Source organism: Acinetobacter septicus, assembly GCF_019355975.1.
Lineage (GTDB): Bacteria > Pseudomonadota > Gammaproteobacteria > Pseudomonadales > Moraxellaceae > Acinetobacter > Acinetobacter ursingii.
The window spans coordinates 23,237-38,274 of sequence record NZ_CP079898.1; the positions used below are offsets into that span (position 1 = coordinate 23,237).

The following is a 15,038-nucleotide window of genomic DNA, read 5'->3' on the forward strand; positions in this document are numbered from 1 at the left end:
TATATGGACTGACGCTGTAATGCGCTGCAAGCATGGCTTTGGTCACTGTGGTGGTGATGGGTATTGTCATGCGGGCGGGGCTTGTTTCGTAGATCAAAAATTGACACGAGAACAGGCGATTTTAGAAGTAGATCGTCTTGCTCACGAGTTGTACAAGGCAAAGTTAGAAAACGACAAATTAAGAAATTCTGCAAGCCTACTTGTCAGTCAGTTGGAGATTGCGAAAGAGCAAAATTTAAAGCAAGGCAATGATCAGCGTGTTTTTGCACTTAGGTTTTGCATACATGAAATTAAAAAGGTAGTGGGTGAAGCATGACCACATTCAAAGATGCTCAACGGATTCAATCAAAAAAGATTGCACGTTCTAAGAAGTTCAATCGTGTGCCGACCGAAGATCAAGAGCAAATCACAGTCATGTCATGGGCGCATCGAGTGAAGTTCAAAGACGGACGGTTGAGTGATTATTTATTTCACATTCCCAATGGTGGGTCAAGAAATATCATTGAAGCGACGAAGCTTAAAAAGATGGGAGTAAAGGCAGGTGTACCAGATTTACAGCTCATTGTTTCTAATGGTCAAGCTCATGGGTTATGGATTGAATTGAAAGCACAAAAAGGGAAGTTGCAGCCAAGCCAGCAAATCATGATTCAGCGATTAGAGGCGCAGGGTTATCTGTGCAAAGTCTGCTTTGGGGCGGACGAAGCAATACAAGAAATTAAAAAGTATTTATGTATTTGAGGTGAAGGTATGAATGCAGTAGCAGCTAAGTTTGAACAGTTTGAATGGTTGACTCATGGCTTAACAGCGAGTTCGCCAAGTTTAGAACCGTGTGTTCGTGGCACAGGAGAGAAACCATTGAATTATCAAGATCGCTTGGGTGCTATTGCTTCAATGGATACTCAGTTAGCAAAGTCAGTAACAGCTTTGATTGTGTTTGAGGGAAAATCTCAAAGTGATTATGAGTTTGTTCGCCAACATTTGGCAAATATCTTAATTAAGAATGCGGTAAATGATAAGAAGCGAGAACCAGAGGGCATTGCAATGTATCATCTCGGTTGGTTGGTAGCCAAGATGGTATTGGATTTCGCATTAGACCCTGATTTAGAAGATAACTACACCGCTAAAGGGCGTTTGGCTTATGCTGGCATTAGATCAAATCAAATGAGTGTGGAGTGCTATAGAAAGACATGGAAGTGCTATGAAAACCTTATGACAATGTCAATTGAATCCGCAATTGATGAAGCGGCTAAAGCTGTGGAAAAGTATAGAAAAAATACTTACAAAGATATGAAAGTATAGGGATTCCATTATTTCGGAAACTAGAGTATAGTTTTTCTATACTGGTCGTATTACTGTTATCCGAGACCAACTCATTAAAGCTCATCGAAAGGTGGGCTTTTTTGTTGTCTGAAATTTATAAAGGTGCTTGTGACGTGCACAAGTAATCTATTGAGGATCGACTCATGAAAGATCGTTAGCTTTAGAAGCAACTTGGATTTGTGACGTTTGCCAGAAGAATGGTGAACTAGAAGCGCAAACGGTGGGATGCAGAAACCAGCCGTATAAATCGGTTTGAATCCAATGTGATTTCGTCACACATTGAGTTAGCCTCAGAGCCTCAAATTGTGGGTGACTCCCCAACCAATGGAATTGAAAGACACAGAGCAGATCAATAGCTAACTTTAAAATGTTTGTCGTGTTGAGTAGCGGTAGATCAGATGCCGAGCTGATCAATATCGTAATCTAAGGCAAGGGTGTGTCAATTGTGCATACCTTTTTTTATGTCGCTAATTTAGAGAAGTGGGTGGGCACAAAGAGTATGTGGTAGGCAAATGATAAGATACCTCACACCACAGTAAAGGCTCTCTTTGCAAAGCTCATTTCATCTAAGTTAATAAGAACAAAGCAAACGTAGCTAAGAAATAAAGTAAATAATTGTTTTTAATAGGTAAATTAATGAAATTATTTCAGACAAACTTAGTTATTTTTAGTCATGTCGATTTGCGATGCAATAAAGCAAACGTAACTAAATGGTGTTGATATGGACGAAGAAGAACTCAAACAAATTGAAGAAGATTGTCAGCAGTTTAAGAACGTAATCAAAACGGTGTTTTATTTGGCTGTGATGTTATTTGCAGCTTATTTGGTTTGGTGTAATTGGTGATTGTATGGACTTAATCGAAGCAAAGAAGAATCTTGAATCATTGCATCAAGACAAAGAGAAACTAGAAAGTCTTAATCATCTCAATTCAACGTTTCAGTTCAAACAAGCATGTCAGCATCGTATTCACGATATAGACAAGCAGATCAATAACATTCAACACAATATCAAACGCTATGCGAGACCATAAAAGACTAGCAGCAATTAGAAAGCTGCCTTGTGTGAAGTGTGGTAATCCAAATAGTCAGGCAGCGCACTCAAATTTTGGCGAGCATGGTAAGGGTAAGGGGATTAAAGCAGATGATCAATTTACAATTCCGTTATGTCATTCTTGCCATAGTGATTTTGATCAATACAAAACGATGGGTAGAGAAGAATCAAAAGAATGGTTTGTGAAGATGCTGGAAAAGACTGAAAGGATGTTGCTAATTAGGGTAAAAGAAGATATTTTTTAAATATTAATTTTAATTTGTTTGGGGTGCGAATTGGCAACACAAGGATATGTCGTGGGGGTTGAGATTCCTGAAAATAAATGCCCGAGAATAATAAGGAATCGACAACAGTTAATAAAAGATGGCGTAGCAACGGTTTTTCTTGCAAATAACACAACATCAGAAGATGCAGAAAATGGTGTTACCAGATACGGTATATCAGGTGGAAGGATAGCAATAGTAGTAACGCAGGAAACTTTTGAAAGAGATAAGACTGAATATGAAGAATACCTAAAATCACGCTTTGGAAGGGAATGGAAGATTAAGTTACTTCCATTGAAAAGGTAGATCGTAGAACAATATTAAAAGGCTGGAGAGTGAAATGGGTTATTTAGTAAAGCTGCTTGACAGTAATGAATATTTTATCCCAAGTGAAGATGGTGATGTAACAACAACCGCTGATAGAGGATTGGCTAGGCAAATAGGCGTATTTGGTAGCTATGATGAAGCCAATGATACAGCACAGACGTTTAGTAAAGATATGATTTTAGATAGAGATTATTCTATTGAAAAAATTTAACCACAGTTGAGAGTTTAAGCCACCTTCGGGTGGTTTTTTATTGAGGTGACGCATGAAAGCGCAAACATTCGTCATCAAAGATCATGCTCAAATTACAAGTGTTATCGCATTCCTACATACAAACTACACCAAAGCCAATTTCGAGAATAAGCCACTTGTTGTTCGGGTGGATCAGAAGGAAGATGACCGCAGTAAGGCGCAAAACCGCTTGTACTGGAAATGGCTTACACAGTGGGCAAAGCATCAAGGCTCTGATAAAGACACTGAGCATTTGTTCTTCAAACGAAAGTTTCTATCTGTCATCTTTTATCGTGATGATGTGGGTCAGTATCGAAATACGTTTGATGCAGTCAAAGTATTAAAACAACAGAAACATCCAATGTATCAATATGTGGCATCAGGATTGAATGAACTGATCAGCACAACAGACGCAAGTGTTCAACAATTCACTGAGTATCTAAATGACATTCATGCGTTTTGTAATAAGCAGGGGTGTTGGTTGGAAACGCCTGAAGATTTGATGTGGGTGATGGAGAGTAGGGTATGACATGTAAATCATGTGAAGAAAGGCGTGAATGGATTAAACAGCAATATGAACGAGCAAAAGAACGAACAGCAGCAGCTATCAAGCGAATTACTGGCGCTGATGCAGAAGATAGTGGAGCAGAACACAACACTGATTCAGCAGATAGCGAACAAGGATCAGATAATTCTGGCAGCACTGGAACAGAGCAACGAACTCCTGTTGCAACTAAGCGAACAGGAAGACGAACTGCCAAGATCGAGAACGATTGATTGAGGTGAGTATGTCTAGAAGACTGGTATTAAAACGAACGCAAGGTTCTAAAGGATCGCTAGCATTACATGATGCAATTACTGGTGAATTACTTGCGTCTCAGCAAGGGTTAAGCATTGAATCGCATCCAAATGGATATGTTGAGTTAAACGTAAAGTTCATCATAGATGGTGATCGATTGAGAATAGTAGGCGATCATGAAGTTACAGACACTGAAGCCGAGACTACAGGCACAGAGAACACCAAGACAGAATAGTTGGGGTTCAGGTCGTGGTGGTCGCCCATGGCGCAGACTCAAAGCAAAGATACACCTTAGAGATAAGTACACGTGCCAGTGCTGTGGTGTGGTCACAATGGAGTTAGAGCTTGATCATATTGTGAATGTGGCTCAAGGTGGCAGTGATGAGGAAAGTAATCTTCAATCGTTATGTGTGCCTTGTCATAAAGAGAAGACGTTGAGGGAGAGTAGGCAATGAACAATGAAGAATTATTAGAGCAACTTGAATCAGTTGCTAACTTTATGCGTGGTATGCAGTTCGATACTCGCTTGCCAAGTGATGCAAGAGAAGCACTGCGTGATCGAGCGATTGATCTGGATGATTTTGTGGAAAATTATTCCAATAAAAATATGCATCAAAATGGTGCGTAAAATCTCAGCAGGCAGGGGGGAGGGTAAAAGTTTTTTGCTGAAAAGCTACGGACACCACCGCCCAGCTCACTTATAAGAAAAAATCAGTTTTCAAAAATATGTTAAAGGAGGGTATATGGCTTTAACAGAAAAAAAGAAGGCATTTGCCCTCGCAAAACAGAAAGGTAAAAATAATAAGGAAGCTGCTATTTTAGCTGGATGTCCTGAAAACACTGCATCTGCGGCAGGTGCGAGATTAGCAAAAGATCCTGATGTTATTGATTATCTTGAACGGCTTGAGAAAGCCACGCCTGAGCAAGTTGTTAAACATGACGTTAAACCGTTAACAACCAATACAACTATTCAAGCAGCTAAGAATCTAGCAGACCCGCTAGCTTTTTTAGAGTCTGTTTATAGTGATCCAGTCGAAGACATGGCGCTACGTGTACGGGCAGCTCAAGCAGCCCTTCCATACGTCCACGGCAAAGTGGCCGAAAAGGGCAAGAAAGAAACCAAAGAAGATGCTGCTAAGGTTGCAACGAAGTCGGGCAAATTCGGTACTTTGAATAACCAATTGCCAAGTTGAGGTATTTATGGTCATGAAGCCAAAAGGTGCAACGCATCTTGCTAAAACACTGTTTGGGTGGGCTTATGCTAAAAACAGGAGCGGAAAGTGGTTCGTTCATGTAAATAGTGTGTGGAAAGAAGCTTACAGTCAAAATATCGAAGTAAAACCAATTCAATAGCCGCCTAAGGGCGGTTTCTTATTTGATAGCCAATTGTAATGTCTACTGTGTTGCGCAGCATGGGGATGGACACACCCTCAGTTGGCTATCAAATAGGTTGTATATCAAGGTAAATTTATGACCGCAATGCTCCCAGAATGGACAACCGCTTGCCCAGACTGGGAGGAGCGTATAGTTGCTAAAAAGTCGCTCATGCCTTGTGAGCCTTTATTTCCACAAGTTGCCGATGTTGCTGAGCGAATATTTAATGAATTGATCTTAGTTGATGTGATGGGTAGCCCAAAGATGGGTGATGTCACATTACCATGGGTGTTGGAGTTTGTACGGGCAATTGCAGGTGCATTAGATCCAAATACCAAGCGTCGATTAATCCGAGAATTCTTCCTTCTGATCTCAAAGAAGAATACTAAGTCTACGATTGCCGCAGCAATCATGCTTCTCTTACTGATTCTGAATGACCGCCTTTCTGCTGAACTTATTATCTTGGCACCCACGAAAGAAGTTGCTGACAATAGCTTTAACCCGATTCGTGACTTCATTCGGGCAGATGATGAACTAAGCGAAATGATGAATGTGTCTGAGCACACAAAGACAGTTACTCACTTAGGTACAAGTGCAACACTTAAGGTCATCGCAGCGGAATCTAATGCAGCAGCAGGTAAAAAGGCTTCAATCATTTTGATTGATGAAGTTTGGCTATTTGGTAAGCGTGCCAATGCTGAATCAATGTTCCGTGAAGCAAAAGGAGGTTTGGCATCGCGTCCAGAAGGCTGTGTGATTTACCTGTCCACTATGTCAGATGAGGTGCCATGCGGTGTATTCAAGCAGCTTTTAGACTATGCCCGCGATGTAAGGGATGGAATTAAAGAGGATAAACAATTCCTGCCTTTAATCTATGAATTCCCTAAAAAGATGATAGAAGCGGGCGAACACTTAAATCCTGAAAACTTCTATATCACAAACCCGAACTTGGGTGCGTCCGTAGACCTTGAGTATCTTATTTCAGAGTTTAAAAAGGTCAAGGATGCTGGTGAAGAATCCCTTAGAGACTTCTTGGCCAAGCACTTAAACATCGAAATCGGCATGAATCTACGCGCCAATCGTTGGGCTGGTGCTGAATACTGGAACAAGCAAAAGCACGTCTTTGGATTAGATCAGATCATTGAACAGTCTGATGTCATCACAATGGGAATCGATGGCGGTGGGTTGGACGATTTGCTGGGGTTCGCTGTACTTGGCAGACTTAAAAAAGACCCACGTATCTGGTGGCTTTGGAATCATGCATGGGCTAATAAAATAGCTTTAGAGCGCCGCAAGGAAAATATTCCGAAGTATCAAGACTTTCAAGCCGAACATTCTTTAACTGTGGTTGAGCGTGTGGGTGATGATATTGACCAGCTCGCAGCGATTGCCAAGAAAGTTTATGACAGTGGCAAACTTAATAAGATTGGGCTTGATCCACTCGGGTTAGGCGGTTTGCTTGATGGATTACTGGAAGCAGGGATACCAGAGGGTGCCATGTTTGGTGTGCCACAAGGACACAAACTCATGTCCTATATTTTAACGACTGAACGCAAATTAGCAGAAGGTAATTTATTCCATGCAGGGCAGCAACTCATGACATGGGCGGCAGGTAATGCGCGTGTCGTCATGATTGGTAACGGCATGAGAATCACTAAGCAGGATTCAGGAATTGGCAAGATTGACCCACTGATTGCCACGTTTAATGCGGTGGCTCTCATGTCAATGAACCCAGAGCCAAGCACAAAAGAATACAACGTCTTTTTCGTATAAAACACATTTCACAGATAACCGCCTTAATTGGCGGTTTTTGCATTTTGGAGGGGCTATGACTGCTCTGCACAAATCATTCGGCTCATTCGAAATCAAAGCCGTAGACGATGAAAAACGAACATTTAAAGGGGTGGCAAGCACACCCAATCAGGATCGAGCAAAAGACATCATGGTTCCCACAGGCGCTAAGTTCACTTTGCCAATGCCATTACTTTTTCACCACGACCATAAATCACCAATTGGTCATGTCACGGATGTGAAAGTGACCAGTAAAGGGATTGAGGTTGAAATTCATCTTCCAAAGATAGAAGAAGAAGGCGCATTGAAAGCCCGAATTGAAGAGGCTTATCAGTCCTTGAAACACAACCTCATCAAGGGTCTATCCGTTGGGTTTCTCCCAAATTGGGATGACGCGGAAATGATCAAAGGTGGTGGCATAAAATTTAATGATTGGGAGTTTTATGAACTTTCCTTAGTCACCATTCCATGCAATCGCGAAAGCGAAACAGATTTTAAAAAAGCATTTGAGGAACACAAAGCCGCGTTGGGCAAACAACCTCAGAACGTTCCAGATGGCGATTCATCTGAACAAAAACACGTAATCGTAAAACTAAATAGCCCAACACAGGGTGGAGTAAAACTATGAAAGAATACTTAGCAAAGCTGCTCAAAGCATTGGCAGATAAAAACGCAGCAATGCAAACTGCACTGTCTAAATCAGCAGCAGCAGGCACAACACCTGATGAAGCAACTGAAGCAGAAATTCAGGTTCTTGAAAAAGATATTGAGGCAATTAAGAAAAATATTGCACGTACCGAAGCTCAAATTGCAGAGATTGAAAAAGCGGCAAAAGCCGCAACGCCTGTTGCAGGTAATGATCCTGAGGAAGCAAAAAAATCTGCAAAAGGCGATCCTGAGCCAAAAGCTGATCCAAAGGTTGAAGTTAAATCCAATCTTCCTAAAGGGATGCCTTTCGCACAATTTGCTCGTGCAAAAATGCTTGCATGTCATGAGCAAAAACAAGGTCGATTAATGACTGTCGTTGATGCGGCAAAAGCATTAGGTTATGACGAAGCAGTGGTTCAATATGTTGAAAAAGCCACCTTGGGTACCACTACTGATGCTGGTTTCGCTGCGCCACTTGTGCAGCAAGACACATATAAAGGCGATTTCTTAGAATTGCTTCGTAATGCAACCATCTTTGATAAGTTGAAAGGTTATCGTGCTGTTCCGTTTAATGTAAAAATTAACGGGCAATTAAGCGGTGGTACTGCTTCTTGGGTGGGTGAAGGTGCTAAAAAGCCTTTAACTAACCCGACATTCAACAGTATCGAAATCAAAGAGCATAAATTGGCTGCGATTACAGTTTATACGCAAGAATTGTTGCGTCGTGCCGATCCAGCAATTGATCAACTTGTGCTTAATGATTTGATTGAAGCAACCAAAGTGCTGATTGATACCACGTTTCTTGGTACTCAAGCGCAAACCGATGTGACTCCATCGGGTATTCTGAATGGTGTAACAGCAATTGAACCTTCTGGCACTACGGCAGCAGCAATTGAAGCCGATTTGTTAAAACTTATCACGACATTTGTTGCCGCAAACCTTACCACTGACAATGCGTATTTCTTAATGAGTGAAACGCGTGCAATGCAATACGCTTTGCTTCGTGATGCTCTTGGAAATACATATTTCAACGGCATGAGCTTTGCGGGTGCAGCGCGTTCGCTTCTGGGTATTCCAGTTATCACGTCACAATCCATTGGCGACAAGATCATTCTTGTAAAAATGAGCGAATTGCTTGTTGCTCAGGACGGTGGTGTTGATGTGGCGTACAGCGATCAAGCAACGCTTGTTGATGGATCTACAACCCATAACCTATGGCAAGAAAACAAATTTGCCATTCGTGTAGAGAAGTTCATCACTTGGGCGAAACGTCGCGCCATTGCAGCGGCATACATTGATTACACGCCTTAATCGGTATATCGATCCAAAACAGCTCCTTAATTGGGGCTGTTTTCATATCTGAACAATGAAAACTCACTGTTGAGCTATGGGAACAGCTATGAAAATTGAATATTTACAGGTTATGCACGATGCCGAAGTAGGCGAAGTGAAAGAAGTCGAAGATTTTGCGGCAAATATCATCATTAAAACAGGTGTTGCAAAGCCTTATGAAGAACCAAAAAAGGCTGCAAATCGCACCAAAAAAGACGTAAAAACTGAAGAATAAGGCGGTAAAAATGGGCATTTATGACTGGTTGAGAGGTAAAAAGAGCTATCAAAGTGTCCATAATTCGGGGCAAAGTTGGAATAGCATATTTGTGGCAGAGCCATACTCTGGTGCATGGCAAGAAAACAAGGAAATTACCCGCGAAGATATGACTGCATTTTATGCGGTATTTGCTTGTGTAAGCCTTATCTCTAAAGACATTGGCAAGATGCCTGTTCTGTTAAAAAAGAAGCAGCAAGGTGTCTTAGTTGATGCTTTAACCCCAAAAGAATTACAGCGCGTACTTCAAAAACCGAATAATTACCAAAACTGGCAACAATTTAATGAACAATGGACGCAAAGCCTGTTGCTTCGTGGTAATACCTACGTCTTTAAAATGCGTGATGTATTTGGTGAGCTGTACCGATTGGTTGTTTTAAACCCTGATCTTGTGACTGTTCTTGTTGATGATCAGGGAAATGTGTTTTATCAGCTTACCAATGACCGATTAGCACAGACAGAAAATGTAATTATTCCCGCTTCTGAAATCATCCATGACCGCATTAATGCGCTCTATCATCCGCTTGTGGGATTAACACCAATCATGGCGTGTAGTCTGGCATCTGAGCAGGGTATTTCGATTCTCAGAAACTCTAAAAACTTTTTTGCCAATGGATCTAAACCAGGTGGTGTTATTGAGGTGCCTGGACCATTAGATGCAACAAAAGCCCAAGAGGTGAAAACCAAATGGGATGCAAATTATAGTGGTGCCAATGTGGGTAAAACTGGTCTTTTGTCCGATGGAGCAAAATACGTAAACATTTCAATGTCAGCGATAGACAGCCAATTAATTGAACAACTTGGGATGTCTGCTCGTATTGTTTGTACGGCATTTAATGTGCCACCTTTTAAAATTGGCGTCACTGATGTTCAAGGTGCAACTAAAGTTTCAGATCTGAACGAAATCTACTATTCAGATTGCCTTCAATCCTATATCGAAGCACGTGAAAACCTTTTGGATGAGGGATTGGATTTACCTTCTTATGGTGTTGAGGCCTTCCTTGATCTTGATGTTCTAATCCGCATGGATTCATCAAGTAAAATTGCATACTTCAAAGATGGCATCAGTGCAGGCATTTTTGCGCCCAACGAGGCGAGACAAAAGTTAGGTTACTTGCCTGTTAAAGGTGGTGAATCTCCTTATTTACAACAGCAAAACTACAATTTGGAAGCGCTTGCCAAGCGTGATGCTAAAGATGATCCATTCACCAAGAATGATTCAAGCTCAAACCAGTCCGATAATTCTCTTAAATCGCTCTATAAGGGCGTATTTAAGGATGATGTGCAGTATCAAAAAGGTCAGTTCATCACTAAAAATGGCTCATTGTGGCATGTTGAAAACGATCATTTAGGCGAATTTGATCATAAAAACTTTAAGTTATGCGCTAAGGAGTGGACAGAATGAGCTTAGTCACACTCGAAGAAGTCAAACAGCATCTACGCTACGATGATGACTCCAACGATACCAACCTAAAAATCTACATAAAGGCCGCTGAATCAGCGGTTTTTCGTTATACAGATGAAGTTCATCATGCAGAACCGCCTGAAGAATTTAAATTGGCTGTTCTGGTCTGCGTTGGTTTCTATGACAAGTACCGCAATGCTGAGTCTGATGCACCAGTGAATGGCAATTTCATGCCTCAACCAGTTCAAGCGCTTCTGTTCCCTTATCGAACTCCAACTGCTGTATGAGGTATCTATGGGACAGAACGCAGGTGAATTACGACACCGCATCACCATCCAACACTACGTTGCTGGTGGTCGAGATGAAGATGGTTTTGAAATCGAAGGCTCTTGGCAAGAATACAAAAAGCTTTGGGCTAAAGTCACACCATTGTCGGCTAAGGATTTAATTTCGGCTCAGGCTGATCAATCCGAAGTGGTTGCTCGAATGAAAATCCGCTATCGAGAAGACATTAACACGACGATGCAGGTCATTTGGAAGGGTCGAACTTTTTCAATCCAAAGCCAAGCGCTTGATGATAATGAGACAGGCAATATTTATTGTACTTTCTTGTTGGGGCAAGGCTTGGAAAAGCCTAAATAGTGCATAATTTAGGTGGTTTAAAGGAGAATAAAATGTTTGATTCATTTGTAAGTGGAAGATACGTCTTTATGGTTGGATGGTTGCGCTATGGAGGTGGTGGATCAGATAAATCTTGGATGGCTGCTGCTGTTTGCCGAGATGATCATGAAATATTTGTGGAGAGATTTGATGATTTAGATGCGGGTGATGATGATGCGTTAAGAGCTTTTGACTACATTAAGGACCATGCTGATTATTATGCATTTGGAGAAACCCCAAGTCTTGCCTTAAAAGCAATAGAAGATCAAATAATAGTATTTATGTCTACTTTATAAAGCCACTTCCGAGTGGTTTTTTACACTTGGAGAAAACTATGGCAGGAGTAGATGTTGAGATTAGAGGTCTTGATGATGTGGTAAGTAAACTTCAAAAACTTGCTAATCCTCGAAGAACAAAAAGTATTGCTCGTAAAGCTGCACGACAAGCAATGAATATCGTACGTGATGCTGCTCGTAACAATGCTAAAGCAATTGATGATCCCGAAACAAGTGAGAAGATCTTCAAAAATATAAAAGTTTCAGCTGGTAAAACTCGAAATCCCAATGAGATTGTAATGCGAGTTGGTGTGGATGGTGGAGCATCTTTTTCAAATCCCAATCCAAAACCAACAAGCGGTGGTGATACGCGACATTGGCGCTGGATCGAGTACGGAAAATCAGGCGTTACTGCTGTTCCATTCATGCGCCCTGCATTGGCAAACAATATTCAGCAAGTCACAAATAAGTTTGCAGAAGTATTCGATGCTGAACTAGATAAGGAATTGGCGAACCTATGATTTATCTACCTATATACAAAACTTTGAATGCGGATGCAGCGGTCAAAGCCATCTTTGGTGACAACCTTCGCATCTATGAAGACATTGCGCCTATAGGAACATCAACACCATATGCAGTATGGCAAGAGGTCGGCGGCAATGCTGAAAATAGCCTTGATTGCCCTGCAAAGACCGATCACATCATGTACCAAGTAATGGTCTATGACACTAACCAAAAACGCGCCTACGAGGGCCGTGACGCAATCCGAAAAGCTCTAGAAAACCAAAGTTATATATTAAATCCACGAATCAGCGGATATGAAACCGAAACAAAGCTATTTAGCCGTGGATTTGATGCTAATTGGTTTTTGACTCGATAAAACACACAACCAACCCGTTCCACTTTTAACCGAACCTGTCAGCAATGGCAGGTTTTTTTATGCCTGTTTGTTATTCCAAGTGCATTCAACAAACAGGTTAATCACAACTCTAGGAGTTAATCATGAATGCAAATGTAAAGTTAAAAATCGTAGATGTTGAAAAAGGTGTACCAAAAACCACAACATTACAAATTGCTCTTGGCTTAGGTTTACAGCACAAGTCGGTTATTCAACTTGTAAGAAGTTATAAATCAGATTTCTCTGAGTTTGGTTTGGTCACATTTGAAATGCGACCAAGATTACAAGGTGGTCATGGTGGTGGTGATACGCAATATGCCGTATTGAACGAAGAACAGGCAACACTACTTATGACGTACATGAGAAATAGCCCAAGAGTTCGAGAGTTTAAAAAAGCATTAGTTAAGGCATTCTTTGAAGCACGAACACTTTTGCAAACAGACTATTTTGCTTTGATTCAGCAACGTGAAGCATTAAGTGCAAAACTTGATTGTGAGAAAGAAATAGCTAGTTCATGTGGCAAAGGTCTAGCAACATGGAAGAAGCAACGAGACTGTTTAACAACAGCGATTGCTAATGTGGATCGACAGATTCAACCATGCTTATTTGATTAAATAAAATATTACAACCAACGCACCCAATCGGGTGCTTTTTTTATGCCAAAAAAAGAGGAGTAGCTACTCATGGCAGAAGTCCGCGTTCAAGGTACGAATGTTTACGCATTCGACGGAACAACCATTACACAACTTGCATGTCTAACGGCAATCGACTTAGGAGGTGATTCAACCACTCGAATTGAAAAGACATGCTTAGATGAAACACAAAGCAAATCTTATCTCACGGGTTTAGCTGATCCAGCTCAAGGCTCTCTAGGTTTTAATTTAGACACTGAAAATGCATCACACCTTCAATTGATCGAATGGGCAGAAACTAAGAAAGATGGATTAGAGTTTTACATTGGTTCATCTGAAGGCACAGCGGCACCAACGGCAACAGGTAGTGTAGTCACACTTCCAACAACTCGTTCATGGTGGTCTTTCAAAGGTGGTTTATCAACACCAGTTCCAACCTTTGAGGCTGATGCTTTAGTTGGTTACACCGTAACTCTAGAGCGTGAAACAACTGTTGCATTCACCCCTAAAACCTAATTAACGCCCCGAAAGGGGCTAAACTTTTTCGAGAATAAAAATGGCTAAAGTTGATTTTAAAAAAGCGAAAAATATCACAAAATCAGGCGCACCAATTGAGCGTACAGTGAAATGGTCAGTTGTTGTTACACCACAAAACATCGATGAGCTTAAAGAACTCTCAAAAAATCAAGACTTACAGATTGACGATGTGGTTGATCTTGAAGGCCAAGTCTTTATCAAGCGCATGAGCTTTAAAGCTGGCCGTGATGCAGCAAAAGCCTTTGATTGGGATATCAATTACGACGATCCTGAAAAATCCAAGTTAAAATCGATTGATTCTGATCAATTACAAGCAAGCCAGCTAATCGGTAGTATTTGTATCGATGAAAAGGCCACTCCATTCTTCGATTCTCATCAAGAAGTGTATGATTCTGATCCTTCATTTATTGCTGCTTTGTATAAGCTTGCGGATGATGTGAATAACTTCATGGGAAAGTCACGGACGAAGATCTTGACCGAGTCGAACTCCTCTGCGAGCTTGCAGCCAACGGAATCGGTGGAAACCGTATCGAAGAAGTCGAAAAAAACATAAGTCTTGCCGAAATGGCGATATGGAAAGCTTATCGCCAGCGCCGGGGAAGCCTGAATATTGGTAGAAGAATAGAGCAGGCCATTGGAAATGCGCTGGCATTCTATGCAAATTCGAATCGGGGTAAAAACGGCAAAGAGATTTCCCCTTATGCATTTATGCCGCATGAAGAACAGCCAAAAGCAATAGAGATGAGCGCCGAGGATTACTTTAACAGTATGATTGGTAGGTAATTAGCTTACCACTACATACCAACACCGAATCCCGTTCTTGATCGGAATGTACTTGATCACTCTGTACTGAGGGTTCTCGATAAAGTATTCAGACATATCTATGATAGGATCTGAGTATTGAGGGCGGGTGAAGTCTTTTATGTGTTCCATTTTATTCGCAAAGTGGTCAATTTTTGTAATTTGTAAAACCCTATTACATTTATAAGTTATTGTAAAATATGTTTTTGTTATTCTTCGCGACAACATTTAACGTGGTTAGTATTTACAAGTATTGACATTTATAAAAATAAATATTTATCAAAGACGTTGCGCATAGGTATAGTAAGCGATATCATAAATGTATACCCAGAAACATACCTACTGGGTGTTTTGTCAAAGGAGAAAAGCTATGAAAACATCACTTATTACAAGATATGTGAGAGTTTTTATGTGCTTTAATG

Annotated in this window: 28 protein-coding genes; all 28 read left to right on the forward strand. The window is 41.0% G+C overall.

Annotated features, from left to right (window positions below; genetic code table 11):
* Nucleotides 1-19: 19 nt before the first annotated feature.
* The 28 genes from I6L31_RS00165 to I6L31_RS00295 all read left to right on the forward strand — a co-directional run bounded on the left by I6L31_RS00165 (nt 20) and on the right by I6L31_RS00295 (nt 14,598).
* Entirely contained in the window at nt 20-316 is a 297-nt protein-coding gene (locus I6L31_RS00165; protein ID WP_228128602.1) for a hypothetical protein, read from the forward strand.
* Complete coding sequence (locus I6L31_RS00170) at nt 313-738, forward strand: VRR-NUC domain-containing protein (protein WP_005003571.1); 426 nt, start codon at nt 313-315, stop codon at nt 736-738. The genes I6L31_RS00165 and I6L31_RS00170 overlap by 4 nt, the downstream gene beginning before the upstream one ends.
* A gap of 9 nt (nt 739-747) precedes the next feature.
* A complete protein-coding gene (locus I6L31_RS00175; protein ID WP_005003572.1) occupies nt 748-1,299 on the forward strand; it encodes a hypothetical protein in 552 nt (183 codons plus the stop codon).
* A 742-nt stretch (nt 1,300-2,041) separates the two neighbouring features.
* A complete protein-coding gene (locus I6L31_RS18420) occupies nt 2,042-2,164 on the forward strand; it encodes a hypothetical protein (protein ID WP_260564124.1) in 123 nt (40 codons plus the stop codon).
* Nucleotides 2,165-2,168: 4 nt separating this feature from the next.
* On the forward strand, nt 2,169-2,351 hold the full coding sequence (locus tag I6L31_RS00180) for a hypothetical protein (protein ID WP_035272029.1): 183 nt from the start codon (nt 2,169-2,171) through the stop codon (nt 2,349-2,351).
* Entirely contained in the window at nt 2,338-2,616 is a 279-nt protein-coding gene (locus I6L31_RS00185; RefSeq protein WP_005003573.1) for a DUF968 domain-containing protein, read from the forward strand. The genes I6L31_RS00180 and I6L31_RS00185 overlap by 14 nt, the downstream gene beginning before the upstream one ends.
* Nucleotides 2,617-2,646: 30 nt before the next feature.
* The gene (locus tag I6L31_RS00190; RefSeq protein WP_035272031.1) at nt 2,647-2,940 is read left to right on the forward strand and encodes a hypothetical protein; all 294 of its coding nucleotides are present in this window, start codon (nt 2,647-2,649) and stop codon (nt 2,938-2,940) included.
* A gap of 34 nt (nt 2,941-2,974) precedes the next feature.
* Complete coding sequence (locus I6L31_RS00195) at nt 2,975-3,172, forward strand: hypothetical protein (protein WP_005003574.1); 198 nt, start codon at nt 2,975-2,977, stop codon at nt 3,170-3,172.
* Nucleotides 3,173-3,224: 52 nt separating this feature from the next.
* Complete coding sequence (locus I6L31_RS00200) at nt 3,225-3,719, forward strand: hypothetical protein (RefSeq protein ID WP_005003580.1); 495 nt, start codon at nt 3,225-3,227, stop codon at nt 3,717-3,719.
* The gene (locus I6L31_RS00205) at nt 3,716-3,967 is read left to right on the forward strand and encodes a hypothetical protein (protein ID WP_005003583.1); all 252 of its coding nucleotides are present in this window, start codon (nt 3,716-3,718) and stop codon (nt 3,965-3,967) included. Before I6L31_RS00200 ends, I6L31_RS00205 begins: the two co-directional genes overlap by 4 nt.
* Nucleotides 3,968-3,978: 11 nt before the next feature.
* Entirely contained in the window at nt 3,979-4,224 is a 246-nt protein-coding gene (locus tag I6L31_RS00210) for a hypothetical protein (RefSeq protein ID WP_004997275.1), read from the forward strand.
* On the forward strand, nt 4,166-4,444 hold the full coding sequence (locus I6L31_RS00215; RefSeq protein ID WP_005003587.1) for an HNH endonuclease: 279 nt from the start codon (nt 4,166-4,168) through the stop codon (nt 4,442-4,444). The genes I6L31_RS00210 and I6L31_RS00215 overlap by 59 nt, the downstream gene beginning before the upstream one ends.
* Nucleotides 4,441-4,617, forward strand: a complete 177-nt coding sequence (locus I6L31_RS00220; protein ID WP_004997277.1) for a hypothetical protein — start codon at nt 4,441-4,443, stop codon at nt 4,615-4,617. Before I6L31_RS00215 ends, I6L31_RS00220 begins: the two co-directional genes overlap by 4 nt.
* 115 nt (nt 4,618-4,732) lie before the next feature.
* The gene (locus tag I6L31_RS00225) at nt 4,733-5,182 is read left to right on the forward strand and encodes a terminase small subunit (protein ID WP_005003590.1); all 450 of its coding nucleotides are present in this window, start codon (nt 4,733-4,735) and stop codon (nt 5,180-5,182) included.
* Between the two features lie 277 nt (nt 5,183-5,459).
* Nucleotides 5,460-7,136 (forward strand): terminase large subunit, encoded by a 1,677-nt coding sequence (locus I6L31_RS00230; protein WP_005003595.1) that lies wholly within the window; start codon nt 5,460-5,462, stop codon nt 7,134-7,136.
* Between the two features lie 55 nt (nt 7,137-7,191).
* Nucleotides 7,192-7,782, forward strand: a complete 591-nt coding sequence (locus I6L31_RS00235) for an HK97 family phage prohead protease (RefSeq protein ID WP_005003597.1) — start codon at nt 7,192-7,194, stop codon at nt 7,780-7,782.
* The gene (locus I6L31_RS00240) at nt 7,779-9,113 is read left to right on the forward strand and encodes a phage major capsid protein (protein WP_005003599.1); all 1,335 of its coding nucleotides are present in this window, start codon (nt 7,779-7,781) and stop codon (nt 9,111-9,113) included. The genes I6L31_RS00235 and I6L31_RS00240 overlap by 4 nt, the downstream gene beginning before the upstream one ends.
* Before the next feature lie 88 nt (nt 9,114-9,201).
* Nucleotides 9,202-9,369 (forward strand): hypothetical protein, encoded by a 168-nt coding sequence (locus I6L31_RS00245; RefSeq protein WP_005003601.1) that lies wholly within the window; start codon nt 9,202-9,204, stop codon nt 9,367-9,369.
* 10 nt (nt 9,370-9,379) lie between these two features.
* Entirely contained in the window at nt 9,380-10,813 is a 1,434-nt protein-coding gene (locus tag I6L31_RS00250; RefSeq protein WP_005003604.1) for a phage portal protein, read from the forward strand.
* Nucleotides 10,810-11,100, forward strand: a complete 291-nt coding sequence (locus I6L31_RS00255) for a head-tail connector protein (protein WP_005003607.1) — start codon at nt 10,810-10,812, stop codon at nt 11,098-11,100. Before I6L31_RS00250 ends, I6L31_RS00255 begins: the two co-directional genes overlap by 4 nt.
* Before the next feature lie 7 nt (nt 11,101-11,107).
* Nucleotides 11,108-11,455 carry a phage head closure protein gene (locus I6L31_RS00260; RefSeq protein WP_005003608.1) on the forward strand — a complete coding sequence of 116 codons (348 nt, stop codon included), beginning with the start codon at nt 11,108-11,110 and terminating at the stop codon, nt 11,453-11,455.
* Nucleotides 11,456-11,487: 32 nt separating this feature from the next.
* Nucleotides 11,488-11,769 carry a hypothetical protein gene (locus I6L31_RS00265; RefSeq protein ID WP_005003610.1) on the forward strand — a complete coding sequence of 94 codons (282 nt, stop codon included), beginning with the start codon at nt 11,488-11,490 and terminating at the stop codon, nt 11,767-11,769.
* A gap of 38 nt (nt 11,770-11,807) precedes the next feature.
* Complete coding sequence (locus I6L31_RS00270; RefSeq protein ID WP_005003613.1) at nt 11,808-12,269, forward strand: HK97-gp10 family putative phage morphogenesis protein; 462 nt, start codon at nt 11,808-11,810, stop codon at nt 12,267-12,269.
* Nucleotides 12,266-12,628, forward strand: a complete 363-nt coding sequence (locus tag I6L31_RS00275; protein ID WP_005003615.1) for a DUF3168 domain-containing protein — start codon at nt 12,266-12,268, stop codon at nt 12,626-12,628. Before I6L31_RS00270 ends, I6L31_RS00275 begins: the two co-directional genes overlap by 4 nt.
* A 122-nt stretch (nt 12,629-12,750) precedes the next feature.
* Nucleotides 12,751-13,260, forward strand: coding sequence for a Rha family transcriptional regulator (locus tag I6L31_RS00280; protein WP_005003617.1), 510 nt, complete (start codon nt 12,751-12,753; stop codon nt 13,258-13,260).
* A gap of 69 nt (nt 13,261-13,329) precedes the next feature.
* Nucleotides 13,330-13,794 carry a phage tail tube protein gene (locus I6L31_RS00285; protein WP_005003620.1) on the forward strand — a complete coding sequence of 155 codons (465 nt, stop codon included), beginning with the start codon at nt 13,330-13,332 and terminating at the stop codon, nt 13,792-13,794.
* A 40-nt stretch (nt 13,795-13,834) separates the two neighbouring features.
* Nucleotides 13,835-14,368, forward strand: coding sequence for a phage tail assembly chaperone family protein, TAC (locus tag I6L31_RS00290; RefSeq protein WP_005003624.1), 534 nt, complete (start codon nt 13,835-13,837; stop codon nt 14,366-14,368).
* A gap of 11 nt (nt 14,369-14,379) precedes the next feature.
* Nucleotides 14,380-14,598, forward strand: a complete 219-nt coding sequence (locus I6L31_RS00295) for a hypothetical protein (RefSeq protein ID WP_005003626.1) — start codon at nt 14,380-14,382, stop codon at nt 14,596-14,598.
* The last annotated feature ends 440 nt before the right edge of the window (nt 14,599-15,038 follow it).